The following is a 25,246-nucleotide window of genomic DNA, read 5'->3' as shown; positions in this document are numbered from 1 at the left end:
CGGGGCGGCGGGTCTAGACGGATCGGGCAGCGAGGACCTCGCCCACGCCGCGCTCGAACGCCTCGACGGACCCGTCGAGCGCCTCGAGGGCCGCCCTGTCCAGCAGGGTCTCGACCCCGCCGTCGGCACGCCGCGCCACGACGCACGGCAACCCGGCCTCGCGGACGCACGCCGCGACGTCGGACGGGATCTCGTTGCGGTGCACGAGCTCGACGGGGATGCCGAGGCGGACGACCATCGCGTCCCACGCCCGCTTGCGCCGCAGGGGCGAGTGGGTCACATCGCAGAGCGCGCACTCCGTCCGGCCCAGCAGGTGGCCGACGACGTACCGCAGCTCACCCCGGAGTCCGCCGTCGGCGTCGTAGACACCGACGAGGCAGGTGACGCGCGAGAGGTTCTCCATGCGTTCGACGGTACGAGGCGCCCGGGCACATCGGGGCGCGCAGAGCCGAACGATCACCTGACAGAACCTCTTGCGCGGACCCGAGTGCCGACGTATATTCAACGAACTAGTTGTTCAACAGATTGGTTGATGATGCCGAACGGCACGTCGGAGGACCGGCTCGACCAGGCGTTCCTCGCCCTGGCCGACCCGGTCCGCCGCGCGATCGTCGCCCGGCTGTCTCGCGGCCCCGCCACGGTCAACGAGCTCGCAGAGCCGTTCCCGATCACGGTGCAGGCCGTCTCCCGGCACGTGCAGGTGCTCGAGCGCGCGGGTCTGATCACCCGCACCCGCGAGGGCCAGACCCGCCCGTGCCACCTGGACCCTGCCGCGCTCGAGGCGCTGACGGGATGGATCGACGGGTACCGACTGGCCGCAGAACGCCGGTTCCGCAGCCTCGACACGGTGCTCGAGTCACTCACCACGGAGGAATCATGAGCAGCAACCCCACGCAGGTCACCGCCCCCGAGGGGCAGCCGTACATCGACATCGTGCGGGAGTTCGACGCCCCGCCCGCACTCGTCCACCGCGCGCACACCGACGCGAGCCTGGTCGAGCGGTGGCTCGGGCCCGACGGGCTGGCGATCGAGTTCGACCACTACGACGCCCGCACCGGCGGCTCGTACGCGTACACCAACATCGACCCCGGAGGCGGTCGGTACGGGTTCCGCGGCTCGTTCCACCTCGTCGAGGACGAGCTGATCGTCCAGACCTTCGAGTTCGACGGGTGGTCCGGGCACGTCAGCCTCGAGTCGATGCGCCTGATCGCCCTCCCCGGCGGGCGCACGCGGATCGAGAACCACGCCGTCTACCAATCGGTCCAGGACCGGGACGGGATGGTCGACTCCGGCATGGAGTCCGGCCTCACCGAGGGGTACGCCAAGCTCGACGGCGTACTGGCCGAGCTCTCCGACTGAGGGCTCCTGCTCCCGGAACACTCGATGCCGACCACGCGGTTGTGGCTGCTTCCGGTCGCCGGTGGTATCCACAACCGCGTGCTCGGCACCCGGCGGCGGCTGGGGGGTCAGCCCGCGAGCGCGCTCACGATCAGGCTGACCGCCGAGATCAGGCACATCGCGAGGGCGGCCGGTCGGATCGATCGCGGCGGGATCAGGCGGACGAGGAAGTGCGCGACGAGCGCCCCGAGCACAACCGCCGGCAGAAGCCATGCCGCGGCGGTGACGTCCGTCGAGTCGAGCTCGCCCGAGACGATCAGGGTGCTGAGCGAGACGACCGACGTCGCGACGAAGAACAGCGAGAGGTTGGCCCGGTAGCGCGAGACGTCGGCCGTCCGGTACACGACGACGACGGGCGGCCCGGGCGTGGCGGCGATCGTCGAGAGCGCCCCGCCGAGCACTCCGGCGACGACCAGTGCGGGCCGCGTCTGGCGGACCTTCCACCCCGCGAGCCCGGCGATCACCCCGACCGCGATCGCGACCCCGACGACGATCTCGGTGACGCGCTCGTCCATCAGCCGGACGAGCCACAGCGCCCCGATCCCCGCAGGAACGGCACCCAGGGCGGCCCACCCGAGGTCGACGTGGCGCAGGCCGCGACGCTCGGTCCAGACGACGGCGAGCATCACGACGACGGTGAGCAGGAGCAGCGGACCCGGGACGAGCCCCGGGTCGATCATGAGCAGCAGGGGGCCGCCGAGGATCCCGAACCCGGACCCGGTGGCGAACTGGATGAAGGTCGAGAGGGTGACGGCCGCCAGGGCGAGCGCGACGGTGCTTGCGGCGAGGTCCACGGTGCCGCTCAGGCCTGGCGGTGGACGACCTTGGCGGACGACTGGTCCCGCGCGAGCATCAGGATCTGGTCGATGTTGACGTGGGCCGGACGGGTCGCCACCCAGCGCACGGTCTCGGCGACGTCCTCGGCCGACAGCGGCGTGACGCCGTCGTAGACCGCCGCGGCCTTCTGGGCGTCGCCCTTGAACCGGACGAGGGAGAACTCGGTCTCGACCATCCCGGGGTCGATCTCGCAGACACGCACCGGCTGGCCGAGCAGCTCGATCCGCAGCACGCGGGACAGCGCGGCGACCCCGAACTTCGCCGCGTTGTACCCGGCACCTCCCTCGTAGGCCTCGCGGGCGGCGACCGAGCCGATGGTGATGACCTGCCCGTCCCCGGAGCCGATCAGGAGCGGCAGCAGGGCCTGGGTGACCCGGACCGTCCCGAGCACGTTGACGTCGTACATCCACTGCCAGTCGTCCAGGTTCGCCTCGGCCACCGAGTCGGCGCCGAGCGCCCCGCCGGCGTTGTTGACGAGCACGTCGCAGCGGCCGAGATCCTCGCGGACGCGGGCGACGAAGGCGTCCACCGAGGCCTGGTCGGTCACGTCGAGTGCGACCGCCGTCCCGCCCACGGCGGAGGCGACCTCGGCCAGCTTGTCCGCCCGACGCGCGCCGAGCACCACGTGGTACCCCGCGTCCGAGAGCGCCCGGGCGCTGGCCGCACCGATCCCGCTGCTCGCTCCGGTGACGACGGCGACGGGGTGCGGGTGCATCGGTTTCTCCAGGGGTTGCGGGCGGGTGCGGCGGTGGCCGTCGTCGAGCATACGACCCTGGACAGGGTGGACGGGCGATGGAAGTATCGCAGTCCATGACACAGACGATCCCGCGGGGCAGCGGGATGGCAGGGGGGCCTGTCGACATGGAGAACGACCTCGACCCGCCGTTCACGCCCGAGAGGCAGCGCGCGAGCTGGGGAGCACGCGTGATCGCGGTGCTGCTCGACTCCGCGATCGTCTCGTCGGTGGCGTTCCTCGCGACGGGCGCGTCCGTCCCTCTCGCCGCGATCCCCAGCCTCGACGTGACGCTCTTCGTCGACGGCGAGCTCCGACCTTCGCTCGACACCTCCGGTGGCACGTCCGGCGGCGCGCAGGCCTGGACGGGCGGGACGCTCCTCGTCCTCGGCCTCTTCCAGGCGTACACCGGCCGGAGCGTCGGCAAGCGGGTCTGCGGCATCGCGGTGGTCGACGACCGCACGGGGCGGCCCGTCGGTCTGCTGCGGACGGTGCTGCGGTTCGTCGCCCACGTCCTCGACTCGATCCTGCTCGTGGGCTACGTCCGTGCTGCGTTCAACGCCGAGGGCAGGACCTTCGCCGACTCCCTGCTCAGCACGGTGGCCGTCCGCACGACGGCGCCCGTCCCGCACCCGTGGGTGGCGCGCCTCGCGACGGCACGCGACGACCTCGCGCCGTCGCTGCGCTGGCCGACGGCGGTCACGGGCGGGGTCGCGCTGGTGGTCTGCGCGGGCGCCGCCGCGATGAGCCTCGTCCAGGGCGCCGCGGAGGACGAACGGCACCATGCCGTCCCGTGCCCCGTGGACGTCCACGTCGACGGGCCCGGCGACGTCGTCGAGATCAACGCCGTGGAGACCAGGACGATCGAGTCCCGGCTGGGCATCGACCGTGTCACCGACACGTCGTGGCATCTCGAGGGCCGATGGGAGCCGGCACTGGACAGGGCGCTGCCGGCGGGGAGCACGACGGAGATCGACGTGCGGTCGCCGACCGGGACCTATGCGTCGGCCTCGGCCACCGCGGACGGCGCGGGCGGGTACTCCGAGACCTACTCGGCGGTGATCGGCGGCGAGACCGACGACGACTACGTCGGCGTCGACCTGTGGATCGAGTCGAATGAGCCGCTGGCCGGGTGGATCGTGACCTCGCAGGTCACCGCGCCGGACGGCGTGGTCCAGGCGACGTGCACCGGCCGGGTGCCGGGCGCGTCAGAGCGCTGAGCCGCCGAGCTCGACCCAGTAGCGGCGCAGTCGGCCGCTCGGAAAGTGCTCGACCAGAGGCACCTCCACGACCTCCTCGAGAACTCCGCCGCCTCGCTCGATCGTCGCGGCCGAGGCGACGTTCGCGTCGTCGCAGGTGACGAGTGCACGGTCGACGTCGCGCCCGCGCAGGTCCTCGAGCGCGAACCGCAGCAACGCCGACGCGACACCCTGCCGCCGGAACCCGGACCGCACGCCGTAGCCGACGTGCCCGCCGTAGCGGGACAGGAACTCCGAGCCCTCGATCGTGTGGCGGGCGGAGACCCGTCCGACGAGCACGCCGTCGACCTCCGCCACGCGGAACGTCTCCGGCACCCAGCCGTCCGGCAGACCCTCGCCGACCTCGTGGGCGGAGAGATCGGCGACAAAGCGGATCCAGGCATCGTCGGAGATCTCCGCGAGCGGCGCGGGGAGCCCGAGCAGGAAGTCGAACCGGTCGCGCGCGAGGTCGTCCTGCACGGCGCGCGCCTGGGACAGGTCGTCCACGGCCAGGGGGCGGATGCGTACGGAGGTCATCGCGGAAGGATATCCACGAGAGGACCTGCGCGGACCGGAGACCGGCCCGCGCAGGCAAGCCGTCATGTGTACGCATGTTCGGCTCTCGCCAGGCCCATCCCGGGGCCCGACGCTCCCGATCCTCTCCGCTCGGCGCTCTACTCGCAGCATGGGCCGCGGACTGGGATGATTTGTCCACCAGGCGACCGAAGGAGGACGAGTGCCCGAGAAGCGGATCTTCGACGACTCAGGCCCCTTCGTCGACCGGTTCGGGATCCTCCTCGTCATGACCGCCGGGACGACGGCGCTGCTCGCGCTCGTCGACGTCGGCGGCCCTCTCGGTGGCCGCGGTACCGAGCTCGCCACCACCGCGACCGCGGTGGTCGTCGGGGCAACGCTGCTGGTCGCACTCCGCTCCGCGGGCCTGTCACGACGGTGGCAGCGGGCCACCGACCTCGCGGTCGCGACGGTCGTCGCCCTCGTCGTCGGTGGATCACTCGTCGACCTCCCGGGCAACGTCAGCGCGGACGCCACCTCCCCGATCCTCGCGCTGCTCGGGATGCTGGCCCCGATCGTCGTCGTGCGGCGGCTGCTGCGGCACCGCTCGGTCGGCATGCCGACGCTGACGGGCGCCGTGGCGGCGTACCTGCTGATCCCGCTGGCGTTCTACTACGCGTTCCTGACCGTCGAGCAGCTCTCCGGGACGCCCTTCTTCGGCAGCGACCAGCCGACCACGGTCTTCATGTACTTCAGCCTCACGACGATCACGACCATCGGGTACGGCGACTTCGCGGCGGTCACCCCGCTCGGGCGCCTGCTCGCGGTCGGCGAGGGCGTCGTCGGCCAGCTCTACCTCGTGACGTTCGTGGCGTTCATCGTCGGCCTCGCCTCGGCGCGGGTGAGCGACCAGTAGCCTCGCCGCCCGTCAGTGGTAGAAGATCACGACGAGGACGAACCCCGCGGCCGCGATCGGCGTCAAGATGCGGCCGAGCAGCTCGACGAACGCGAGCTGCAGCCCGACCGAACCGAGCCGCTGCACAGCCTCCGCCTGCACGGCCCACGACCACCGCACGGCCCGGTAGCCGGAGGAGAGGTAGCCGAGGTCGTACATCCGCTTGCCCCAGGTGCGCGCCTCGTGACCGGGGACCCAGGCGGAGCGGGCGAGCGGGGTCGCCAGGAGCAGAGCGAGGAAGTTGACGACGATCCGCAGCGCGATCGCGACGGCGAGGGTGACGAGCGGGGACAGGATGGCGCCGAGGAACTCCGCCGGGCTGGTCAGTCGCTCGAGCGACTGCGCGGTGAACTCGCCGCTCACCCACGCGATCGCGGCCCCGATGAACAGCAGCGGCCAGACGGCGCGCCGGAACACGCGCAGAAAGAGCAGCGCGGCCGGGTCGAAGCGGCCGGGTCGGATGTACAGCCCGGGCAGGACCTGCTCGTCGGGGCTGATGGCGGGATGCTGCACGCCGCCATCCTCCCATCACGCCCGTCTACGTGATGCGACCGCGCAGCGCGCCCACCGGGACGGGACCGTCCGCGATCACGGCGCGCGCCGCGTCCCGGGCCTCCTCGACGTTCCAGAGCAGCACCCCGGTGACGTCGAGGGTGTCGCCGTCGCGCGTGCCGTAATACACGACGCCGCGGTCCAGCGGGTCGCCCTCGCCTTGCCAGTCCTCGACGAGGCCACCGTCCGGGTCGAGGGCGCCGACCGCCTCGAAGAAGTCGTCGAAGAGCACCGAGTAGAAGTAGGGCGTGTGCGTGTACGACTCGTCGGCACCGGCCATCGAGCGTCCGGCGGCCTTCCCGGACTCCTGGGCGTGGTCGACGTGCTCGATCCGCGTCCGGCCCAGGATCTGGTCGGGGTAGACGGCGACGTCACCCGCGGCCCACACCGCCGGGTCGCTGGTGCGCAGCCGCTCGTCGACGACGATCCCGCCGTCGTCGACGACCTTGAGCCCCGCGTCCGCGAGCGGGCCGGTCGCCGGGTCGACGCCGAGCCCGGTCACGACGAGGTCGTAGCGCGCCTCGCGGCCGTCCGCCATGTCCAGCCGGACCGGCCCCTCCGACCCCTCGACCTCGCCGGCACGGACCTCGGCGTCCGTGACCACACGGACGCCGTGGCGCTCCATCGCCTCCGTGAGACGACCCGTGACCCGGGGCGGGAGGATCGACGCCATCGGTGCCGGGCCCCGGCAGATCAGGTGCGCCTCGACGTCCTGCTGGGCCAGTGCCGCCGCGATCTCGGCGGCGATAAAGCTCCCGCCGACCACGGCCACCCGCGCACCGGCCGCGGCATACTCGCGCAGGCGCCAGTAGTCGTGGATGGTCCGGAACGCGATCACGCGACCGGAGTCGTACCAGTCGTCGACCTCGAGGGTCCGCGGGTCACCGCCCGTCGTGACGAGCAGCCGCTCGTACCCGACCTCGCGCCCACCCTCGGTGGTGACGACCCGCGCGGCCAGGTCGACGTCGTCCGCGGCCTCCCCGAGGACCAGCTCGGCGCCCGTCGCCTCGGCCGTGCCGAGCCACACCTGGTCGAGCGTGAACTCCGGGTCCGTCCACAGCTTCTTGGACAACGCCGGGCGGGCCACCGGCTCGGTGGTCTCCCGCCCGAGGATGCCGATGGTGCCGTCGGGGTCGACCTCGCGGATCCCGCGGGCCGCGGCGTCGGCCGCCATCCCGGCACCCAGGATCAGATAGTCGTACCGCTTCTCGCTCACGTGTTCTCCCCTGCCGTCAGATGGTGATGACCGAGCCGGCGTCGACCCGGTAGTCCGACCCGTTGACGAACGACGCCCGCTCCGAGCACAGGAGCGCGACGACGGCCGCGACCTCCTCGACGCGGCCCCGGCGTCCCAGGGCGATCCCCGGACGCATCTCGTCCAGGAACGACTCGACCGCCTCGTCCCGGTCGGTCCCCCGCTCCTCGGCCCGCGCGTCCATCATCGCGTCGGTCATCGGCGTCTCGACGAAGGCCGGCGAGACGGTGTTGACGAGAACGCCGTCCGGACCGTAGGCCTTCGACAGCCCCTTGGCCAGGACGCGGATACCGGCCTTCGCCACGCAGTACGGCAGCTCGTCGACGTAGGGCTGCACGGCGTCCTCCGAGGCGACGAGCACCACACGACCGCGCCCGGCGGCGCGCATGGCCGGGACGAGCTCCCGGGTCACCCGGACCGCGGCCATCAGGTCGACGTCCAGCGTCGTCGACCACGCGTCGTCGTCGAGCTCGTGGAACGGACCCTGCGGTCCGGTGATCCCCGCCGCGTGGACCAGGATCTCCGGGTCCCCCACGGTTTCGCGGGCCGTCCTGGCCAGCCGCGCGACGTCGTCGGGAACCGTGAGGTCGGCGACCACCGCGGTCACGTCCCCGTCCAGGCGGGACACCGCGTCGTCGAGCGCGTCCTGATCCCTGTCCGTCAGGACGACGCGGGCGCCCTCCGCCAGCAACTCCTGCGCCGACGCGAGACCGATCCCGGAGTCGCCCCCGGTCACAAGCGCGATCCGTCCTGCAATGCCGAGATCCATGGGTCCTCCCCCGAAGAGTCGATGACGGACCGACGCTACGGAGCGGGTGGGGTACTCGCACGTCGGCGCTGGGCGAGGTGTTCCATATGGACCACTCCGTGGCGGTGCCCCACGGTCTCGTAACCGACGACGCTCACCCACGGCGCCAGCGCCACGACGGCGAGCGCCACTCCCAGGGAGGCGCCGGCTGCACCGAGCAGGACACCCGCGGCGAGGCAGGCGACCGTCCCGACCACGAGGACGAGGTGGAGGCGGTCGACCGTGCCGACGAGCAGCGCGTAGAGGCCGAACGTCAGCAGGACGAAGAGCAGGACCGGGATCGCGACTGCGAGAAGGGTCGGGACCACGCCCAGGACCGACTCGCCCTCGACCGAGAGAGCAGCCACGTGCAGCCCCGCCCCGACCGCCGCGATCGACCCGTACACGAGGATGTGACCGTACCCCCAGACGAACGCCCGCTCCGCCCTCCGCTCGAGGACGACGCCCTGGTCCGGCATGAAGTACACCCACCACATCCCGAAGATGAGCGCGACCCCTGCGAAGCCGACTGTGAGCGCCTCGACCGACCACCCCTGCTCCTGGACGACCGCCGAGATCGACGCCGTCGTCCCGAGAATCCCTTCTCCGAACGCGATGATGGCGAGCAGGCCGTACCGCTCGGCGACGTGGTGGGGGTGCCACGGTGTCTGCGGGCCCTGACGCTCGGCGACGACGGGCGTCGCCATCTCGGCGACGATCAGCAGTCCGGCGAGCACCAGCCCGGCGACGAGCGGCGGGTGGAAGACCGCGACCGCCACCCAACCGACCTGGGCGAGAGCGATCAGGCCAGCATAGGTGAGGCACACCCGACGACGTCGCGGGTCGCCCCGGGCGGCTCGGATCCAGAGCACGACCATCGAGACTCGCATGACCACGTACCCGGCCACCATCACCCGGAGGTCGGGGCTCTCGCCCGCCTCGAGCGACTCGAAGAACTGCGGCAGCCCGAGCGAGAGCAGCAGGACGCCGAACATCTGCACCATCGTCGCGACGCGGAAGAACCAGTCGTCGTTGTCGTAGGCGGAGGCGAACCACGTGTAGTTGATCCACGCCCAGCACGTCGCGAAGATCGCGACCGTGAACCCGGTCAGCGCGGCGGCGACGTGGCCCTGCGCGAGAAGGTGGGCGAGCTCGTCGCTGGCGGCGCCGAACGCGACGACGAGCGTGAGGTCGAACAGCAGCTCGAGCGGGGTCGCGGCGCGATGCGTCTCGCTCGCGTCGCGCGCACGCATCGGACGAAGCCGGTGGGGTGCATGGGGTCGGTCCAGCTCGGTGCGTTCGTCCATCCGTCGATCGTGCCCCGACGAGCGGCACAGCGCGCGTTACCGGACGACGGAGGGTGCGGCAAAGACGAGCAGAACCACACAGACCACCGCAACCGCCATGCTGAGCGGGAACGGGAGGCGGCTCGTCGGCCGCACGAGCGCGATCACGCCCGCCCCCGCCGCGAGCGCCACGGAGGCAACCGCGCCCCCGACGGCGATCTCGGTGGGCAGCGAGCCGTTGGCGATGATCACGAAGGTCGCGACGACGAGCAGTGCCGGCGAGAGGACGCTGGACGCGAGCGGGCCGATACGGTGCGGCAGTCCGCGGATCCCGGTGCGGTGGTCGTCCTCGAAGTCCGGGAGGGCGTTCGCGATGTGTGCCCCGACGCCAAGGAGGGCGGCAGCCAGGACCGTCCACGGGGCCACGGTGCGGCCGTCGCCGCCGGCCGCGACGACGAAGGCCGGCAGAAGACCGAACGAGACCGCGTACGGCAGCCACGACCACACGGTCCGCTTGGCCCACAGGTTGTACGCCCACGCGCTCAGGACGGCCGACACGTGCAACGCGCCGGCCCACCAGCCCGCCGCGAACGACAGCAGGACGCAGACGCCGAGAGCCCCGAGCGCCGCACGCCGGAGCACCGGGACCGTGACCGCGCCGACCACCGCCGGCTTGTCGGTGCGGTGGTTGAGTCGGTCGCGGTTCGCGTCGAGCCAGTCGTTCGACCACCCCACGGAGAGCTGGCCGGCAAGCACCGCGGCCCCCACGAGGGCCACCCGTGCCATCGACTCCCCGACGCCCGCCGCGAGGGACAGGGCGAGCAGGGTGACGACGGTGGTCGGGCCCGCGTGGCTCGCCACGACGAGACCCTGCAGCTGTGCGCGGCGACTCATAGCCGGTGACGCTATCGGGTTTGCCTGGCAAGAACCTGTCGATCGGTCCTGCGAGTGTCCCGCCCTGATGCGACGATTCCCACATGTCGCGCGTCGTCTCCGTCGCCCCCACGGCCCCTGGTCCGCCCCACCCGCAGCAGCGGATCGCCGAGACCATCGGGCCGCTCGTCGCCTCGCCCGGACCACGCCGCGCACTGCTGGACAGGCTGCACGCCGGGTCGGGCGTCCGCACCCGCCATCTCGCCCTCCCGCTCGAGGAGTACGCGAGCCTGCGGTCGTTCGCCGCGGCGAACGCCGCGTTCGTCGAGCAGGGATTGCCCCTCGCGGCGGAGGCGTGCGCGCGGGCGCTCGCCGACGCGGGACTGCGGCCCGACGACGTCGACCTGCTCGTCTTCACGACCGTGACCGGCGTGGGGGCCCCGTCCCTCGACGCCGCTCTCGCCGAACGGCTGGGCCTGCGGTCCGACGTCGTCCGGTTCCCCTCGTTCGGGCTCGGATGCGCCGGGGGTGCAGCAGGCCTGGCCCGCACGCACGACCTGCTCGCAGGACGCCCGACGGGCGTCGCGCTCCTGGTCTCCGTCGAGCTCTGCTCCCTCACGATCCAGCACAGCGACTCCTCGACCGCCAACCTGGTGAGCTCGGGGCTGTTCGGCGACGGCGCGGCGGCCGTGGTCATGGTCGGTGACGACCATCCCGCCACGGGCCCCGCCGTCGTCGGCACCCGCAGCCGCCTCTACCCCGACACCGCGCACCAGCTCGGGTGGGACGTGCGCGACTCCGGGTTCGGGATCGTCCTCTCCCCCGGGCTGCCTGACCTCCTGCGGGCGAACCTGGCCGAGGACGTCAAGATCCTCCTCACCGAGCACGGCGTCGACGTGCCGGACGTCGGGACCTGGGTGGTGCACGCCGGCGGCCCCAAGATCCTCGACGCGGTCCGGGACTCGCTCGGCCTCGAGGAGTCCGCTCTCGCGCGCAGCCGGGCGAGCCTGGCCGCCACCGGCAACCTGTCGTCGTCGTCCGTCCTGCACGTCCTGGCCGCGACGATGGCCGACGGCGCGCCCGAGCCGGGCGGCCACGCCGTCGTCATGGCCTTCGGCCCCGGCGTGACCGCCGAGCTCGTCCTCCTGGAGGCAGGGTGCTGACGCTCTACGTGGTGCTCGTCGCCCTGACCGCGGTCGAGCGGCTGGTCGAGCTCGTCGTCTCGAGCCGCAACGCCGCCTGGTCGTTCGCGCGCGGTGGCGTCGAGTCCGGGCGCGGACACTTCCCCGCGATGGTGCTGCTGCACACCGGGCTGCTGGTGGCGTGCGTCGTCGAGGTCGTCGTGGCCGACCGGCCGTTCATCCCCTGGCTGGGCTGGCCCATGCTCGCCCTCGTCCTCGCGAGCCAGGCGCTGCGGTGGTGGTGCATCGCCACCCTGGGGCCGCGGTGGAACACCCGCGTGATCGTGGTCGCGGACCTGCCCCTGGTGGCCCGCGGCCCGTACCGGTGGATCCCGCACCCCAACTACGTGGCGGTCGTCGTCGAGGGCTTCGCCCTGCCGCTCGTGCACACCGCCTGGGTGACGGCGCTCGTGTTCACGGTGCTCAACGCGTGGCTCCTGCTCGGGTTCCGCATCCCGGCCGAGGAGCGTGCGCTCGGGATCGCCACGGCGAAGCAGTGACCACGGACGTCCTGGTCGTCGGCGGCGGCCCCGTCGGGCTGGCCGCGGCCGTCGAGGCGCGGCTCGCCGGGCTGAGCGTCGTCGTCGTCGAACCGCGGGAGGGAGAGATCGACAAGGCCTGCGGCGAGGGCCTGATGCCCGGCGCGCTCGACGCCGTCCACCGGCTCGGCGTCGACCCCGCCGGGCACCCGTTGCTCGGGGTCTCCTACCGCTCCGGCCGACGGCACGCCGACCACCTCTTCTCGGCGGGCCCCGGCCGCGGGGTTCGCCGCACCACGCTGCACGCCGCCCTGCGCGAGCGTGCGGCGGCGCTCGGCGTCGAGCACGTGACCGAGCGCGTGACAGCCGTGGAAGAGACCGCGGACACCGTCGCGGCGGCCGGCGTCGAGGCCCGCTGGCTGCTCGCCTGCGACGGTCTGCACTCCTCCGTACGCCGGATCGTCGGGCTGGACGTCCCGACGCCGCCGTCGGCCCTGCCGTGGCGCAGGGACGCGGACCGGCGCCGGTTCGGTCTGCGCCGGCACTTTCGCGTGCGACCGTGGAACGACCTCATCGAGGTCCACTGGGGCGACGGGGTCGAGGCGTACGTGACACCCGTGGCCGACGACGTCGTCGGCGTCGCACTGCTGGGCCCGCCCCGGAACGACTTCGCCGCGTCTCTCGCCGGGTTCCACGAGATCTCGGAGCACCTGCGTGGCGCCGAGCCGCTCGGCGCCGTCCGCGGGGCGGGGCCGTTGCGGCAGGCCTCACGACGGCGCACGGCCGGCCGGGTGCGCCTGGTCGGGGACGCTTCCGGGTACGTCGACGCGCTGACCGGCGAGGGCCTGCGCGTCGGGCTCGCGCAGGCGCGGGCCGCGGTCGCGTGTCTCGAGGACCCCGCCGGGTACGAGCGCGCCTGGTCCGCCGCGACCCGCGACTACCGGCTGCTCACCAGCGGTCTCGTCGCGTGGGCGCAGAGCCCGGCGCGACGCGGGATCGTTCCCGTCGCCGGCGCCGCACCGGGGCTCTACGGCTGGGTCGTCGACCGCCTCGCGCGCTAGCCGACCGTCTCCGGGTCCTCCGCTCGCGCACGGTCCGCAGCACGGTGTCGACGTCGCTCGAGAAGTCCCAGCAGCACGTCGATCACCAGGAAGGCTGCGAGCGAGATCCCGAAGAGCGGCACGTACCAGGCGGACACCACGGCCCCCGCGAAGAGCAGGCCCGTGATCCACAGCGGGGCTGCGCGCAGTCCACCGCGCGACGGGGCGGGGCCGGGCCGGGCCGAGGTCGACCGGCGAGGACGACGCTGCCACCACATCACGTACCCGAGCACGATCAGCGACAGCAGCGCCGTCGCGGTCAGGGCCAGGAACACGAGGTTGGCCACCCCGAAGAGGTTTCCGAGGTGGAAGTGGACGCCCCACCCCGTGAGCTTCGTCAGGAAGGGCTTCTCCGAGAAGTCGACCCGGTCGACCACCGCGCCCGAGTGCCCGTCCACCGCGATCGAGTCGTTGGCCGCCGGCCACCTCGTCGACGCCTCCGCGACGGTCCAGGCCTGACCGTCGGCCGGCGGCGGCGAGACCTTGTACGGCGCCTCCAGTCCTTCGGCCTCGGCCGCGGCCGTCATGCCGTCCCAGGACGCGCCGTGCGCGAGGTCTGCGTCCGTGAGCCCTGTCGCGGGTCCGGCGTCGTGGTCGTGCTCTCCCCCGCCCGCAGAACCCTCGCCGAGTGTGGTGTCGAGCTCGGGGGCGACAGGGCTGACGGCGGCGCGGAGATCGCCGATCTGCGCCCCGGAGCTCTCCGACCAGGTCAGGCCGGTGATCGACAGGATGATCAGCCCGGCGGCGGCGACGAGCCCGACGACACCGTGCCAGGACAGGGTGCGACGCAGGCCCTTCTTGGAGGTCTCGGGGACGATCAGCCGTCGGGCCTTGCGCGCCCGCACGGCCTTGGCGATCCACATCGCGACGCCACCGAGGACGACGATCCCGAGCCAGGACGCGGCGAGCTCCGAGTAGTAGAGCCCGACGGTACCGAGGTGGAGCGAGGAGTGCAGCGTCTCGATCCACTCGCGTTCCGGCAACCACAGCCCGTAGGTCAAGGACTCCCCGAGCACCTCGCCCGTGTACGGGTCGACGAAGACCGTCGTCGCGGCCCCCTCCGGAAGCCCCTCCTGCGCGAGCACCACACGGGTGGTGCCGTCCGGGTCGCCGGAGACCTGGACGGTGCTCACGGTGCCGTCCGGGTCGGTGGACCGGGCCGACGCCACCTGCTCGGAGAGCGGGACCGTCGTCGTGCCGACCTCGTCGACGACGAGGAGGTCGCGGTGCTGGACCTGCTCGATGGCCGGCGCGAGCGTATAGAGAAGTCCGGTCGTCGCCGCGACGACGAGGAAGGGCCCGACGAGGATCCCGGCGTAGAAGTGCAGGCGGACGAGGATCGGCTGCAGCGTGGCCCAGATCGCCGAACGCGGGCGTCGGGGGCGAGGGGTCGACGGCGGGGGTGTGGGCGCGGTGCCGTCACCCGGCGGGGCCGCCGGGGTGGTCGAGGTCGTGGTGGTCATGGCAGTGCCTTTCACGGATCTTCATGAGGGCGCGCTCGATCTCCGGGCGCGGGGCGTCCGGGGAGCACGTGGTGGGGTGGGCGAGAGCGCACCGCAGCGACCGGCGTCGAGGACGACGGGTCTGAGACGGGTCAGGCGGTGCGGACCGCGACGGGTGGGCCACGACGAGGCCGGCGCACCAGGAGGACGGTGAGGTCGAACGGACGGCCCGGGCCGTCGACGTCGCGCGGCCGCCGGGCACGACCGCGGCCGTCGACCACCGTCGTGCCGGCGAGGATCCGGACCAGGCCCGAGAGGCGCGCGGCGATCCTCAGCAGCGCGCGGTCGCTCCCGACGGCCAGCACCGTGGTGACGACCACGGCAAGCAGGTGCGCACCGAGCATCGTGGGGTGGGTGTGCGCGCCGCCGTGCGCCCCGGCCTCGGCCGCCGACGCGAGGCCCGAGACCAGTTCGACCGCGAGCGCCGGGTCGTGCGCGGCGTGGCCGCCTGCGTCGGGCGTGCCGCCGGTCGAGGCGCCGTGGCCGGAGAGGGTCATGAAGCCCAGGTGCAGCACGGCCTGGAGGGTGACGAGGACGGGGACGAGCGTGACGGGGGCGAGAGGCCGCCGTCCGACGGCGGCGGCGACCATGAGCGCGATCGACGCCAGCGTGGCGGTACCGAGCCCGGACGGGAGCGTTCCGCCCGCCGTCGTGTGAGCCGCGGCCGCGAAGGCGAAGGTCGTCGAGGCGACGACGACCGCGCGCGCGACACGGACTGCCTGGTCGGCACTCCTTCGTGCGGCGGGCGAATTCACCCCCAAACTATAGCGATGCTGACAGTTTGACCGAAAGGGTCTGCGCAGGAATTCTTCGCGCGGGGGGCGGGCCCCGGAAACCGTGATTGATTTGTGTCCGACGATCGGTCAGGATCGCGCACGACGGCGCCCGCCGTCCCGTCCCCCCAGCACCAGGAGCTCCCGTGACCATCGCCGCCGTCGTCCTCTCCGTCCTCCTCGGGCTCGCCTCGATCGCGTCCGCCGCCGGCAAGCTGTCCGGCAAGGAGCAGCCCACCGCGCCACTGCGCGACGTCGGCGTCCCCGAGCGGATGTTCTCCGTCCTGGCCCTCTTGCTCCTCGCGGGCGGCGTCGGCCTGCTGGTCGGCATCTGGTGGACCCCGATCGGGATCGCCGCCGCGGCCGGACTGACCCTCTACTTCCTCGGCGCCGTGATCGCGCACCTGCGCGTCGGGGACAAGAAGATCCAGCCCGCCGTGCTGCTGACGCTCGTCGCCGCCGCCACGCTCGTCCTCCTGGTGCTCGCCGCCTGACCTGCCTGACGCAGCGTCGCGGTTCACGAGGCCGCGCGGCGACCGCGCCTGGCGGTGTGCGGCGCTACTTGCCGCGGAACGTGCTCCACAGGTCGATCCCCGCGTCTTGGGCGTGCTCGTCGATCGCGGCGAGCTCGCCGTCGGAGAACTCCAGGTTCTCGAGGGCGCCGACGTTCTGCTCGAGCTGGTGCACCGAGCTCGCCCCGGCGAGCACCGAGGTGACACGGGGGTCGCGCAGCACCCACGCGAGCGCCATCTGCGCGAGCGACTGCCCGCGGTCGGCGGCGATGTCGTTCAGCGCCCGGACGCGGCGGATCGCCTCGTCGCTGAGCATGGCAGGGTCGAGCGACTTGCCCTGGGCCGCGCGGGAGCCCTCCGGGACGCCGTCGAGGTACTTGTCCGTCAGCATGCCCTGCGCCAGCGGGGAGAACGCGATGCACCCGGCGCCGACGTCCTCGAGGGTGTCGAGCAGCCCCTCCTCCTCGACCCACCGGTTGAGCATCGAGTAGCTCGGCTGGTGGATCAGCAGGGGCGTACCCAGGTCTGCGAGGAGCGCCGCGGCGCGCTGCGTCTGCTCGGGGTCGTAGGACGAGATCCCCACGTACAGCGCCTTGCCCTGCTGGACGGCGGTGTGCAGCGCACCCATCGTCTCCTCGAGCGGGGTGCTCGGGTCGTAGCGGTGGGAGTAGAAGACGTCGACGTAGTCGAGGCCCATCCGCTCGAGCGACTGGTCGAGGCTGGCGAGCACGTACTTGCGCGACCCGCCGCCCTGTCCGTACGGGCCCGGCCACATGTCGTACCCGGCCTTCGACGAGATGACCAGCTCGTCACGGTAGGGCCGGAGGTCACGGGCGAGATGCCGCCCGAAGTTCTCCTCCGCCGAGCCGTAGGGCGGGCCGTAGTTGTTGGCGAGGTCGAAGTGCGTGACGCCCAGGTCGAACGCCCGCCGCAGGACGTCGCGCTGGCGGTCGAACGGGACGTCGTCCCCGAAGTTGTGCCACAGCCCGAGCGAGAGGGCGGGAAGGTCGAGGCCGCTCGCGCCGGTGCGGCGGTAGGTCATCGAGTCGTAGCGTGCGTCGTCGGCGAGGTACGTCATGGCTCGATTCTCCGGCGTCGGCGGACGGGACGCGACCCGTCCGCGGCGCGAGCGGCCCGGCTACGGGCGAGCGGCGTCGTCGTGCACGAACGAGACAGACACCGGGTCGCTGCCCTCCGCCGACTGCTCGACCGGCCAGAGCCCGGCGACGACCGCGCACAGACCCATCACTGTCACCACGGACACCAGGACCACGCCCATCGGTCCGGCGTGGCGCTCTTCCGCGATTTCCCCGTGCACGACCTGCCCCGTCCGTAAAAGTTGCGGTTGACCGGGGTTCAATGTACCGATTTGTGCCTAACGTGTGAAATCAGCGCAACACGCTCAGGCGAGGTGCCGCACCACCCGCGCCGGATTGCCGACCACGACGACGTCGGCGGGCACGTCGTGGACGACCACCGACCCGGCACCGACCACCGAGTTCCGCCCGATGCTCACGCCCGGGCAGACCGTCACCCCACCGCCCAGCCAGACGTTGTCGCCGATCGTGATGGGCTCGCTGCCCTCCCACCCCGCGCGACGGGACTCCGGGTCCACGGGGTGCGTCGGCGTCAGGAGGTTCACCGACGGGCCGATCAGCACGTCCTCCCCGATCCGGATCTCGCCGACGTCCGCGCACTGCAAGCCGTAGTTGACGAACGACCGCGCCCCGAGATGCAGGTTGTAGCCGAGGTCGCAGTAGAAGGGCGGCCGGACGTCGGCGCCCTCGCCCAGCGTCCCGAGGAGCTCCGACAGCAGGGCACGACGCTCGTCGGTCTGCGCCGGGTGCAGGTGGTTGAGGCGGTGCTGGAGGTCGCCCGCACGGGCGACGTCCGCGGTGATCTGCGGGTCGTCGGCGTGGTAGGTCTCCCCCGCGAGCATCCGCGCGTGCATGGTCCTCGTGTCGTCGCTCATGCGGTCAGCCTAGGGACGACGGCGTACCGGACGCAGGTGTCGCCACGGGGCGCCGGCGCCGGGCGAGCCCGACCAGCACGTCGACCACGACGAAGACCGCGAGCGGGTAGCCGAAGAGCGGCACGTACCACCCGGCGACGAGCGCTCCCGCGACGATCAACGCCGTCGCCCACCACGGCACCGCACGGAGTGCACCGCGCTGCGGGAGGGGACCGGGCCGGTGACCGATCACCCGCGGAGGCCGTCGCTGCCACCACATCCGGTATCCGAGCAGCGTCAGCACCACGAGCCCCGCCGCAGTCACGGCGAGGAACACGACGTTCGCCGGACCGAACAGCATCCCGAGATGGAAGTAGATGCCCCAGTCCGTGATCTTGGCCAGGAGCGGCTTGTCCTCGAAGTCCAGCCGGTCGTCGACGAACCCGGTCGCGGGGTCGACGGCGATCGCGTCGTTCGCCATCGGCCACGTCGTCGTCGTCTGCGTCACCGTCCACGCCTGCCCGGGGGCGAACGGGGGCGAGGCGACGTACGGCGGGTCGATCCCGGCGTCGACCGCGGCCCCCTCGGCCCGGTTCCACTCCACGAGGAGCGGGTCGCCCGCCGCCCCTCCCGACCCACCGTGGTGGTGGGCGACGTACCCGCCGCTCCCTCCGTCGTCGGCCCCCAGGGACCGGTCGAGGGACGGGGACTCCGGCGTCACGGCCATCCGCAGCTCGCCCAGCTTTGCCCCCGCCATGGTCGACCACGTCAGCCCGGTCACGGACAGGATCAGCAGCCCGGCGACGACGAGGGTGCCGACCGAGCCGTGCCAGGACAGCGTGCGACGCAGGCCGGGTCGACCCCTCTCGGGAACGACCAGGCGTCGCAGCCGCCGCCGACGCACGGTCCGCGTGACCCACATCGCGAGCCCGCCGAGCGCCACCACCCACAGCCACGACGCCGCGAGCTCGGAGTAGTACAGGCCGAACGTGCCGAGGTGGAGACTCGAGTGGAAGGTCTCGATCCACTCGCGCTCGGGGAGCCAGTCGTCGTACGTGACCGAGTCGCCGACGACGGTCGCGGTGTACGGGTCGACGAACACCGTCCGGGTCGCGCCGACCGGGACGTCGTCGGGCGCCGTCACCACACGGGTCGTCAGCTCCGGGTCACCGGCCACCGCGACGCTGACCACCGGGTCCGTGAACCCGGCGTCGCGCAGCGAGGCGACCTGGTCGGCCAACGAGGTGCGGTCCGTCCCCACCTGCTCGACGGTCAGGATGTCCGCGTGCAGCACCCGCTCGATGGTCGGGGCGAGCGTGTAGAGCAGGCCCGTCGACGCCGCGACGACCAGGAACGGACCGATCAGGATCCCGGCGTAGAAGTGCAGGCGGGCGAGCACCGGCTGCACGGCCTGCCAGGCACCGGGACGGCGTGGCGGGCTCGGCGGCGAGGCCTGCGGCGGTGCGGCGACGTCGGTGGAGCCCATCGGGTGTCCTCTCGCTGAGCCTCGGTGGTCGGAGTCCCGCGTCCCGGGGCACCCGCGGCGTCGCGCGCCACGGCGTGGACCGTAACCATCCGCCGGGGCGCACGGAATCCGTGGAAACACGTAGAAGCCCTGCGTATCCGGGATCGCGACGCGCCGGCATGCACCTACGCTGGAGGCATGACTCCCCTGCTCGTCGCGTGCCACGCCTGCGCCGACACCACCGCGCCGCTGTGACGGAACCTCGTCGCGCGTACCACCGCCCCGGTGACGTCCGGGCAGCCTTCGCGGGGCTCGTCGCGCTCAGCCTCTCGACCTTCGTCGCCATCACGACCGAGCTCCTCCCCGTGGGGCTGCTGCCGCAGATCGCCTCCGGAGTCTCGGTCTCGGAGTCGACGGCCGGCCTGCTGGTGTCCGTCTACGCCCTCCTCGTCGCGGCGCTCGCCTTCCCGCTGACCGCGTGGACGAGGTCACTGCCGCGCAAACCGCTGATCGTCGCGACCCTGGTCGGGTACGCGGCGTCGAACGTGATCGTCGCCGTCGCACCGAACTTCGCGATGATCGCCGCAGGACGCGCACTGGGCGGGATCGCGCACGCCCTCTTCTTCTCCGTCGCGATCGGGTACGCGTCCCGGCTGGTGCGCCCCGAGTTCACCGGCCGGGCGCTCACGATCGCCACGCTCGGCGGCTCCGCCGGGTTCGTGGTCGGGGTGCCCCTGACGACGTCGCTCGGCACGGCGCTGGGCTGGCGCGCGGCGTTCTGGGTCCTCGCGCTCCTGTGCGCCCTGATGGCCCTGGTGGTGGTCTGGCTCCTGCCGCCCGTAGAGATGCTCGCCGCCTCGCCCGACGACGCACCTCGGCCCACCGGGTCGGTCGGCGCCCTGGCGACCGTCGGGGCGGTCAACACCCTCGCGTTCCTCGGCCACTACGCGGTCTACACTTTCATCTCGGTGATGCTGCTCGGTGCGGGCCTGGCCGAGTCCTCCGTCGGGCCCGTGCTGCTCGCGTTCGGTGCCGTGGGGCTGCTCGGCGTCTGGTTCGCCGGGACGTTCGTGGACCGGCGGCCACGCTGGGCGACGCTGATGGCCCTCGGGACCGTCGCCGTCGGACTCCTCGGGGCCGGGCTCGCCTACCCGCACCTGTGGCCCCTGCTCGCCGTCGGTCTGGTCTGGCTCGCGGCCTTCGGGTCCCTGCCCGCGATCATCCAGGCCGCCGCGATCCGCGCGCACCAGGGCTCCCCCGACACCGCCGGGGCGCTCGTGAACTCCACCGCCAACGCGGGGATCGGGCTCGGGGCCGCGCTCGGGGGTGGCGTGCTCGCGGTCAGCGGGATCGCCGTCCTGCCGTTCGTGGGTGCGGCGATCGTGCTCGTCGCCGTGCTCGTCGTGGTCTTCGCCCGCCGGGCGTTCCCGGCCGACCCGCCCCGCTCCTGACCGAGGGCTCTGCTACTCCGCGGCGTCGGCCGACGCGCGGACGACACCGGCCGTGCCCGTGACGATCGCGGTCTCCGGCAGGACGAAGCAGCGGCGGCACAGCGCCTCGTAGGTGAACGTGCCGTCGTCGGGCAGCGGCTCCGAGGCGCCGAGCCGGTCGAGGAACGGCAGCCCGCCGCTGAGGACCTGGGTGAACGCGGCGTGCAGGTCCTGACAGCGGTCGCAGACCGCGCGACGGTAGCGGACCTCGGTGGGACCGAGCTCGAGCAGGGCACGGACGGTGGCGAAGAGCTCGCCGCGATGGTCGAGGTCGATCCCGCACGCCAGCACACGGGTGCCGCGCAGCACCAGCTCCTCGACGACGCGCACGTCGGCGGGCGCGAACATGTGGACCTCGTCGATCGCGACGACGTCCTCGTCCGTGTCGAGCAGCGGGCGCAGGGAGTCGAGCTTGACCGTGGGCACCGAGGCGCCGGTCCGCGAGACGATCCGGGCGTCGCGCACGTGCCGGGCCGACTGCACGACGGCGCAGCTCAGCCGCGAGTACGCGAGCGGCGCCATCTGCGCGATCAGGTCCAGGGACTTGCCCGACTTCATCGGTCCGAGCACCAGGGACAGCTCCACCCGGACCTCCGCACGTCGTGCGGCGAGCCGTGCGCCCACCGCCACGAAAGCCTAACCCTGACCGGACGAGGGTCAGGGGGTGGACGGTCTCCGTCGGGGCCGCAGACGGACGTCCGGGATCGGCGGCGCGGGCAGGGCGGGGGCCGGGAATCCCTCGACGTGCCCGAATCGCCCGTCGGGGCCGCCCCGCTCCCAGTCCGCGCGCGCCCGGGCGACGTCCTCGTGCGAGCGGCCGACAAAGTTCCACCACATGACGATCTCCTCGTCGAACGGCTCTCCGCCGATCAGCACGGCGCGTACCGGCGCGTCGGGGCCGGCCGTCACCCGCAGCGTGGGATGCCCGGGCGCCACGTACCCGAGTGCACCGACGGGCACGGCGGTCCCGGCCACGCCGGCGTCGCCTGCGTCGACGAGGAGTCCGTGCTCGTGGTCGCCGTCGACCTCGAGGTCCACCGTCGCGCCGGGTGCGAGGTCGATCTGCGCACCGACGAGCGGGGTGAACGCGGTCGCCGCGGAGGTGAGGCGCTGCCCGCGGACGCCGAGGCTGCCGATCATGACCTGGACGCGAGCGCCGTCGACCTCGGCGGCCGGGAGATCTGCGTGGTGCTCGAACGACGGGCCGACGTCGAGCGCGTGCCCGGGCAGCGCCGTCCACAGCTGGACACCGTGCAGGGTGTCCGGCCGGGTGGCGGGCGAGGCCTCGGAGTGCGAGATCCCGAATCCGGCCGTCATGAGGTTGAGCTCGCCGGGCCGGACGCGCTGGAGCGAGCCGAGGGAGTCCCGGTGCTCGATCTCGCCCTCGAAGAGCCAGGTGACCGTCTGCAGCCCCGTGTGCGGGTGCGGGGGAACCTGCATCCCGGCGGAGCGGGAGACGTCGTCGGGCCCGTAGTGGTCGGCGAAGCACCAGGCACCGACGAGCGAGCGTCGGCGCTGCGGGATGGTTCGCCGGACGGTCATCGCGCGAGGGCCTCCGAGGGGAACCTCCCGGGCGGCCAGGATCTCGACCCCGAGCGGGTGCGAGCCGGCCGCGCAGGTCTCGGTGTCCGGGCGCGCCTCGAGGTTCGTCATGGGACGAGGCTAGGACGTTCTCGCACAGGTGGCCCGCTCGCTTGACCCTTGAATCGAGATCCGTCAATATAGAAGTATGTCAATACAGCAGGCGCAGCGCCCCCATCTCTCGACCCTCGACCGCTGGCTCCCGCTCTGGATCGGCCTCGCGATGGTCGGCGGCATCCTGATCGGCCGCTTCATCCCGGGCCTCTCGGACGCGCTCGCGGCCATGGAGGTCGGCGGGATCTCGATCCCCATCGCGCTCGGCCTGCTGATCATGATGTACCCCGTCCTCGCGAAGGTGCGGTACGACAAGGTCGCCTCGGTCACCGGGGACAAGAAGCTCTTGACCAGCTCGCTCGTCCTCAACTGGGTGGTCGGCCCCGCGCTGATGTTCACGCTCGCCTGGCTGTTCCTGCCCGACCTGCCGGAGTACCGCACCGGCCTGATCATCGTGGGCCTGGCACGGTGCATCGCGATGGTCGTGATCTGGAACGACCTCGCCTGCGGCGACCGCGAGGCCGCCGCCATCCTCGTCGCCATCAACTCGGTCTTCCAGGTCTTCGCCTTCTCGGTCCTGGGATACTTCTACCTCACCGTGCTGCCCGGCTGGCTGGGCCTCGACACGGCCGGGCTCGACATCTCCATGGGTGAGATCGCGCTCAACGTCCTCGTGTTCCTCGGGATACCGCTGATCGCGGGATTCCTCTCGCGCCGGATCGGCGAGCGCGCCAAGGGTCGCGAGTGGTACGAGGAGACGTTCCTGCCGAAGATCGGCCCGTGGGCCCTGTACGGGCTGCTGTTCACGATCGTCCTGCTCTTCGCCCTCCAGGGCGAGGCCGTGACCTCGAACCCGACGGACGTCGCCCGGATCGCGCTGCCCCTGCTGTGCTACTTCGCGATCATGTGGGGCATCGGCATGGTCACCGGGAAGATCCTCGGCCTCGGGTACGCCCGGACCACGACGCTCGCGTTCACCGCCGCCGGCAACAACTTCGAGCTCGCGATCGCCGTGGCGATCGGGACCTTCGGCGCCACGTCCGGCGAGGCGCTCGCCGGCGTCGTCGGACCGCTGATCGAGGTCCCGGTGCTCGTCGGCCTCGTCTACGTGAGCCTCTGGCTCGCACCGCGCTGGTTCGGCGTCGACCCGTACGCACAGCCCGTCGTCGAACCGGACAGCAGCACGTCACCAGCAGCCTCCATCCCGACGAAGGACCGGTCATGACCACCGAAACCACCGAGCCCGCCGAGGCCTGCACGCCGCAGACCGACTCCCACGCCATCGGCACCGACGTCGCCGCCGTGGTCGCCACCACGCTCAAGGCGCTCGCCGACCCCCTCCGACTGCGGATCCTGTCGTTCATCGCGACCACCCCGTCGGGCGAGGCGTGCGTCTGCGACCTCAGCGCCCTGACCGACGTCTCCCAGCCCACGGTGTCCCACCACCTCAAGGTGATGCGCGACGTCGGTGTGCTGACCTCGGAGCGACGCGGGACCTGGGTCTGGTACCGGATCAACAGCGAGTACCGCGGCGCCGTCAGCACGCTCCTCGACTCGTTCGCACCGGCCGCGCTCGCCGGCCAGGCCCCGGCACGCACCATGACGGGGCTCACGGACACCGACACCGCGCTCACCGCGCTGGCCGACCAGCTCGCAGAGACGTACGAGCACGTCGACGCCGACACCGCGCGCCGGATCGTCCGCGAGTCCTACACGGCGCTCGCGCGCACCGCCCGCATCTCGGTGCACCTGCTGACGCTGACCGAGCGGTTCGCCCGGCAGCGCGTCGCCGACGTGGAGCGCACCGAGGCCGCGACGGACACCCGCCCGCAGGTCCTGTTCCTGTGCGTCGCCAACGCGGGACGCTCGCAGCTCGCCGCGGCGCTCGTCCGGCACTACGTCGGCGACCGGGTCGTCGTGCGGTCCGCGGGCTCCACCCCCGCGAGCGACGTCCACACGGGCGTCCGACCCCCGCTGGAGGCGCTCGACGCCGACGCACCCTTCCCGAAGCCGCTGACCGACGACGCCGTCCGCGCGTCCGACGTCGTCGTCACCATGGGCTGCGGCGACGTCTGCCCCGTCCTGCCGGGCAAGCGGTACGAGGACTGGGCCGTCGGCGACCCCGCACTGGCGTCACCCGCGGGCGTCGAGGCCATCCGCGACGAGATCGACGGTCACGTCCGCGCGCTGCTGGCCGACCTCCTGCCCGACTTCACCGCCTGACCACGCACTCCCGACCCTGTTGGAACCGACCCCACGGAGAACACACATGACCGCGAACGCCCAGAACCGACCGTCCGCACTCTTCGTCTGCGTCCACAACGCCGGCCGCTCCCAGATGGCCGCGGGCTTCCTCCGCGCGCTCTCCGGCGGCGCCGTCGAGGTACGCTCCGCAGGCTCCATGCCCGCCGACCAGATCAACCCGACCGCCGTCGAGGCGATGCTGGAGGTCGGCATCGACATTCGTGACGAGCAGCCGAAGGTGCTGACCACCGACGCCGTCCAGGCGTCCGACGCCGTCATCACCATGGGCTGCGGCGACGTCTGCCCCGTCTTCCCCGGCAAGCGCTACGAGGACTGGGCGCTCGAGGACCCGGCCGGTCAGGGGATCGAGGCCGTCCGCCCGATCCGCGACGAGATCCGCGGCCGCGTCCTCGCCCTGATCGAGCAGCTGGGCGTGACGCCCGTCACCGCGCAGGCGAACTGACGCGGTGTCGTCATCGCGTACGGT

29 protein-coding genes are annotated in these 25,246 nt (G+C 72.6%); 12 read left to right on the top strand and 17 right to left on the bottom strand.

Annotated features, from left to right (window positions below):
• Positions 1–13: 13 nt before the first annotated feature.
• Positions 14–403, bottom strand: coding sequence for a hypothetical protein (locus Q343_RS0100985; RefSeq protein ID WP_029251725.1), 390 nt, complete (start codon positions 401–403; stop codon positions 14–16).
• A 129-nt stretch (positions 404–532) separates the two neighbouring features.
• Here Q343_RS0100985 and Q343_RS0100980 point away from each other — a divergent pair, with 129 nt between their 5' ends.
• Positions 533–880 carry an ArsR/SmtB family transcription factor gene (locus tag Q343_RS0100980; protein WP_029251724.1) on the top strand — a complete coding sequence of 116 codons (348 nt, stop codon included), beginning with the start codon at positions 533–535 and terminating at the stop codon, positions 878–880.
• Complete coding sequence (locus tag Q343_RS0100975) at positions 877–1,359, top strand: SRPBCC family protein (RefSeq protein ID WP_029251723.1); 483 nt, start codon at positions 877–879, stop codon at positions 1,357–1,359. The genes Q343_RS0100980 and Q343_RS0100975 overlap by 4 nt, the downstream gene beginning before the upstream one ends.
• Positions 1,360–1,466: 107 nt before the next feature.
• Here Q343_RS0100975 and Q343_RS15255 read toward each other — a convergent pair whose 3' ends face one another.
• Entirely contained in the window at positions 1,467–2,192 is a 726-nt protein-coding gene (locus Q343_RS15255; protein ID WP_029251722.1) for a sulfite exporter TauE/SafE family protein, read from the bottom strand.
• Positions 2,193–2,200: 8 nt separating this feature from the next.
• A complete protein-coding gene (locus tag Q343_RS0100965) occupies positions 2,201–2,950 on the bottom strand; it encodes an SDR family NAD(P)-dependent oxidoreductase (RefSeq protein WP_029251721.1) in 750 nt (249 codons plus the stop codon).
• 95 nt (positions 2,951–3,045) lie between these two features.
• On the opposite strand from Q343_RS0100965, the gene Q343_RS0100960 reads away from it, so the two are divergent.
• Positions 3,046–4,188, top strand: a complete 1,143-nt coding sequence (locus Q343_RS0100960; RefSeq protein WP_162175451.1) for an RDD family protein — start codon at positions 3,046–3,048, stop codon at positions 4,186–4,188.
• On the opposite strand, the gene Q343_RS0100955 is transcribed toward Q343_RS0100960, so the two are convergent.
• Positions 4,177–4,743: a GNAT family N-acetyltransferase gene (locus Q343_RS0100955; protein WP_029251719.1), complete on the bottom strand. Its 567-nt coding sequence runs from the start codon at positions 4,741–4,743 to the stop codon at positions 4,177–4,179. The two genes, Q343_RS0100960 and Q343_RS0100955, sit on opposite strands and share 12 nt — an antisense overlap.
• A gap of 199 nt (positions 4,744–4,942) precedes the next feature.
• Here Q343_RS0100955 and Q343_RS14315 point away from each other — a divergent pair, with 199 nt between their 5' ends.
• Positions 4,943–5,635 carry a potassium channel family protein gene (locus Q343_RS14315; RefSeq protein WP_052366732.1) on the top strand — a complete coding sequence of 231 codons (693 nt, stop codon included), beginning with the start codon at positions 4,943–4,945 and terminating at the stop codon, positions 5,633–5,635.
• Positions 5,636–5,647: 12 nt separating this feature from the next.
• Here Q343_RS14315 and Q343_RS0100945 read toward each other — a convergent pair whose 3' ends face one another.
• Genes Q343_RS0100945 through Q343_RS0100925 form a run of 5 tightly spaced genes read right to left on the bottom strand, consistent with a single transcriptional unit; the run spans position 5,648 to position 10,448 of the window.
• A complete protein-coding gene (locus Q343_RS0100945; RefSeq protein WP_029251717.1) occupies positions 5,648–6,187 on the bottom strand; it encodes a hypothetical protein in 540 nt (179 codons plus the stop codon).
• A 25-nt stretch (positions 6,188–6,212) separates the two neighbouring features.
• On the bottom strand, positions 6,213–7,442 hold the full coding sequence (locus tag Q343_RS0100940; protein ID WP_043109097.1) for an NAD(P)/FAD-dependent oxidoreductase: 1,230 nt from the start codon (positions 7,440–7,442) through the stop codon (positions 6,213–6,215).
• A gap of 16 nt (positions 7,443–7,458) precedes the next feature.
• A complete protein-coding gene (locus Q343_RS0100935; protein WP_029251715.1) occupies positions 7,459–8,250 on the bottom strand; it encodes an SDR family NAD(P)-dependent oxidoreductase in 792 nt (263 codons plus the stop codon).
• A gap of 35 nt (positions 8,251–8,285) precedes the next feature.
• A complete protein-coding gene (locus Q343_RS0100930; protein WP_052366731.1) occupies positions 8,286–9,575 on the bottom strand; it encodes a low temperature requirement protein A in 1,290 nt (429 codons plus the stop codon).
• 36 nt (positions 9,576–9,611) lie between these two features.
• The gene (locus Q343_RS0100925; protein WP_029251713.1) at positions 9,612–10,448 is read right to left on the bottom strand and encodes a UbiA family prenyltransferase; all 837 of its coding nucleotides are present in this window, start codon (positions 10,446–10,448) and stop codon (positions 9,612–9,614) included.
• An 83-nt stretch (positions 10,449–10,531) separates the two neighbouring features.
• Between Q343_RS0100925 and Q343_RS0100920 the strand changes: the two genes are divergently transcribed.
• The 3 genes from Q343_RS0100920 to Q343_RS0100910 are packed head-to-tail and all read left to right on the top strand — an operon-like array spanning position 10,532 to position 13,148.
• Entirely contained in the window at positions 10,532–11,590 is a 1,059-nt protein-coding gene (locus Q343_RS0100920; RefSeq protein ID WP_029251712.1) for a type III polyketide synthase, read from the top strand.
• The gene (locus Q343_RS0100915) at positions 11,587–12,108 is read left to right on the top strand and encodes an isoprenylcysteine carboxyl methyltransferase family protein (protein WP_043109358.1); all 522 of its coding nucleotides are present in this window, start codon (positions 11,587–11,589) and stop codon (positions 12,106–12,108) included. Before Q343_RS0100920 ends, Q343_RS0100915 begins: the two co-directional genes overlap by 4 nt.
• Complete coding sequence (locus Q343_RS0100910) at positions 12,105–13,148, top strand: NAD(P)/FAD-dependent oxidoreductase (RefSeq protein ID WP_029251710.1); 1,044 nt, start codon at positions 12,105–12,107, stop codon at positions 13,146–13,148. The genes Q343_RS0100915 and Q343_RS0100910 overlap by 4 nt, the downstream gene beginning before the upstream one ends.
• On the opposite strand, the gene Q343_RS0100905 is transcribed toward Q343_RS0100910, so the two are convergent.
• Positions 13,145–14,650 (bottom strand): PepSY-associated TM helix domain-containing protein, encoded by a 1,506-nt coding sequence (locus Q343_RS0100905; RefSeq protein WP_043109094.1) that lies wholly within the window; start codon positions 14,648–14,650, stop codon positions 13,145–13,147. The two genes, Q343_RS0100910 and Q343_RS0100905, sit on opposite strands and share 4 nt — an antisense overlap.
• Before the next feature lie 131 nt (positions 14,651–14,781).
• Positions 14,782–15,444, bottom strand: coding sequence for a hypothetical protein (locus Q343_RS14310; protein ID WP_052366730.1), 663 nt, complete (start codon positions 15,442–15,444; stop codon positions 14,782–14,784).
• Between the two features lie 164 nt (positions 15,445–15,608).
• Here Q343_RS14310 and Q343_RS0100895 point away from each other — a divergent pair, with 164 nt between their 5' ends.
• Complete coding sequence (locus Q343_RS0100895; RefSeq protein WP_029251707.1) at positions 15,609–15,956, top strand: DoxX family protein; 348 nt, start codon at positions 15,609–15,611, stop codon at positions 15,954–15,956.
• A 64-nt stretch (positions 15,957–16,020) separates the two neighbouring features.
• Here Q343_RS0100895 and mgrA read toward each other — a convergent pair whose 3' ends face one another.
• From mgrA to Q343_RS0100875, 4 genes are all read right to left on the bottom strand, one after another.
• Positions 16,021–17,052 (bottom strand): L-glyceraldehyde 3-phosphate reductase, encoded by a 1,032-nt coding sequence (gene mgrA, locus Q343_RS0100890; RefSeq protein ID WP_029251706.1) that lies wholly within the window; start codon positions 17,050–17,052, stop codon positions 16,021–16,023.
• 60 nt (positions 17,053–17,112) lie between these two features.
• Positions 17,113–17,292, bottom strand: coding sequence for a hypothetical protein (locus Q343_RS15040; RefSeq protein ID WP_155990582.1), 180 nt, complete (start codon positions 17,290–17,292; stop codon positions 17,113–17,115).
• Positions 17,293–17,376: 84 nt separating this feature from the next.
• Complete coding sequence (locus Q343_RS0100880) at positions 17,377–17,946, bottom strand: sugar O-acetyltransferase (RefSeq protein ID WP_029251705.1); 570 nt, start codon at positions 17,944–17,946, stop codon at positions 17,377–17,379.
• Positions 17,947–17,950: 4 nt separating this feature from the next.
• Complete coding sequence (locus Q343_RS0100875; RefSeq protein ID WP_052366729.1) at positions 17,951–19,411, bottom strand: PepSY-associated TM helix domain-containing protein; 1,461 nt, start codon at positions 19,409–19,411, stop codon at positions 17,951–17,953.
• Between the two features lie 230 nt (positions 19,412–19,641).
• Between Q343_RS0100875 and Q343_RS0100870 the strand changes: the two genes are divergently transcribed.
• Positions 19,642–20,841, top strand: coding sequence for an MFS transporter (locus Q343_RS0100870; protein ID WP_029251703.1), 1,200 nt, complete (start codon positions 19,642–19,644; stop codon positions 20,839–20,841).
• A 12-nt stretch (positions 20,842–20,853) separates the two neighbouring features.
• Here the strand turns inward: Q343_RS0100870 and Q343_RS0100865 are convergent, their stop codons facing one another.
• Positions 20,854–21,504 (bottom strand): thymidine kinase, encoded by a 651-nt coding sequence (locus tag Q343_RS0100865; RefSeq protein ID WP_231959250.1) that lies wholly within the window; start codon positions 21,502–21,504, stop codon positions 20,854–20,856.
• 33 nt (positions 21,505–21,537) lie between these two features.
• Positions 21,538–22,533 carry a pirin family protein gene (locus Q343_RS0100860; protein ID WP_029251701.1) on the bottom strand — a complete coding sequence of 332 codons (996 nt, stop codon included), beginning with the start codon at positions 22,531–22,533 and terminating at the stop codon, positions 21,538–21,540.
• Between the two features lie 76 nt (positions 22,534–22,609).
• Here Q343_RS0100860 and arsB point away from each other — a divergent pair, with 76 nt between their 5' ends.
• From arsB to Q343_RS0100845, 3 genes are read left to right on the top strand one after another with little or no spacing between them, the layout of a single operon-like run.
• Positions 22,610–23,740 carry an ACR3 family arsenite efflux transporter gene (gene arsB / locus Q343_RS0100855; RefSeq protein WP_052366728.1) on the top strand — a complete coding sequence of 377 codons (1,131 nt, stop codon included), beginning with the start codon at positions 22,610–22,612 and terminating at the stop codon, positions 23,738–23,740.
• Positions 23,737–24,738 carry a metalloregulator ArsR/SmtB family transcription factor gene (locus tag Q343_RS0100850; RefSeq protein WP_029251699.1) on the top strand — a complete coding sequence of 334 codons (1,002 nt, stop codon included), beginning with the start codon at positions 23,737–23,739 and terminating at the stop codon, positions 24,736–24,738. The genes arsB and Q343_RS0100850 overlap by 4 nt, the downstream gene beginning before the upstream one ends.
• Before the next feature lie 46 nt (positions 24,739–24,784).
• A complete protein-coding gene (locus Q343_RS0100845; protein WP_029251698.1) occupies positions 24,785–25,222 on the top strand; it encodes an arsenate reductase ArsC in 438 nt (145 codons plus the stop codon).
• Positions 25,223–25,246 lie beyond the last annotated feature (24 nt).

Origin of the sequence: Paraoerskovia marina DSM 21750 (genome assembly GCF_000701465.1) — a bacterium.
Classification (GTDB): domain Bacteria; phylum Actinomycetota; class Actinomycetes; order Actinomycetales; family Cellulomonadaceae; genus Paraoerskovia; species Paraoerskovia marina.
The sequence above is the reverse complement of the archived record's forward strand: the minus strand, read 5'-3'. Positions and strand labels throughout refer to the sequence as shown.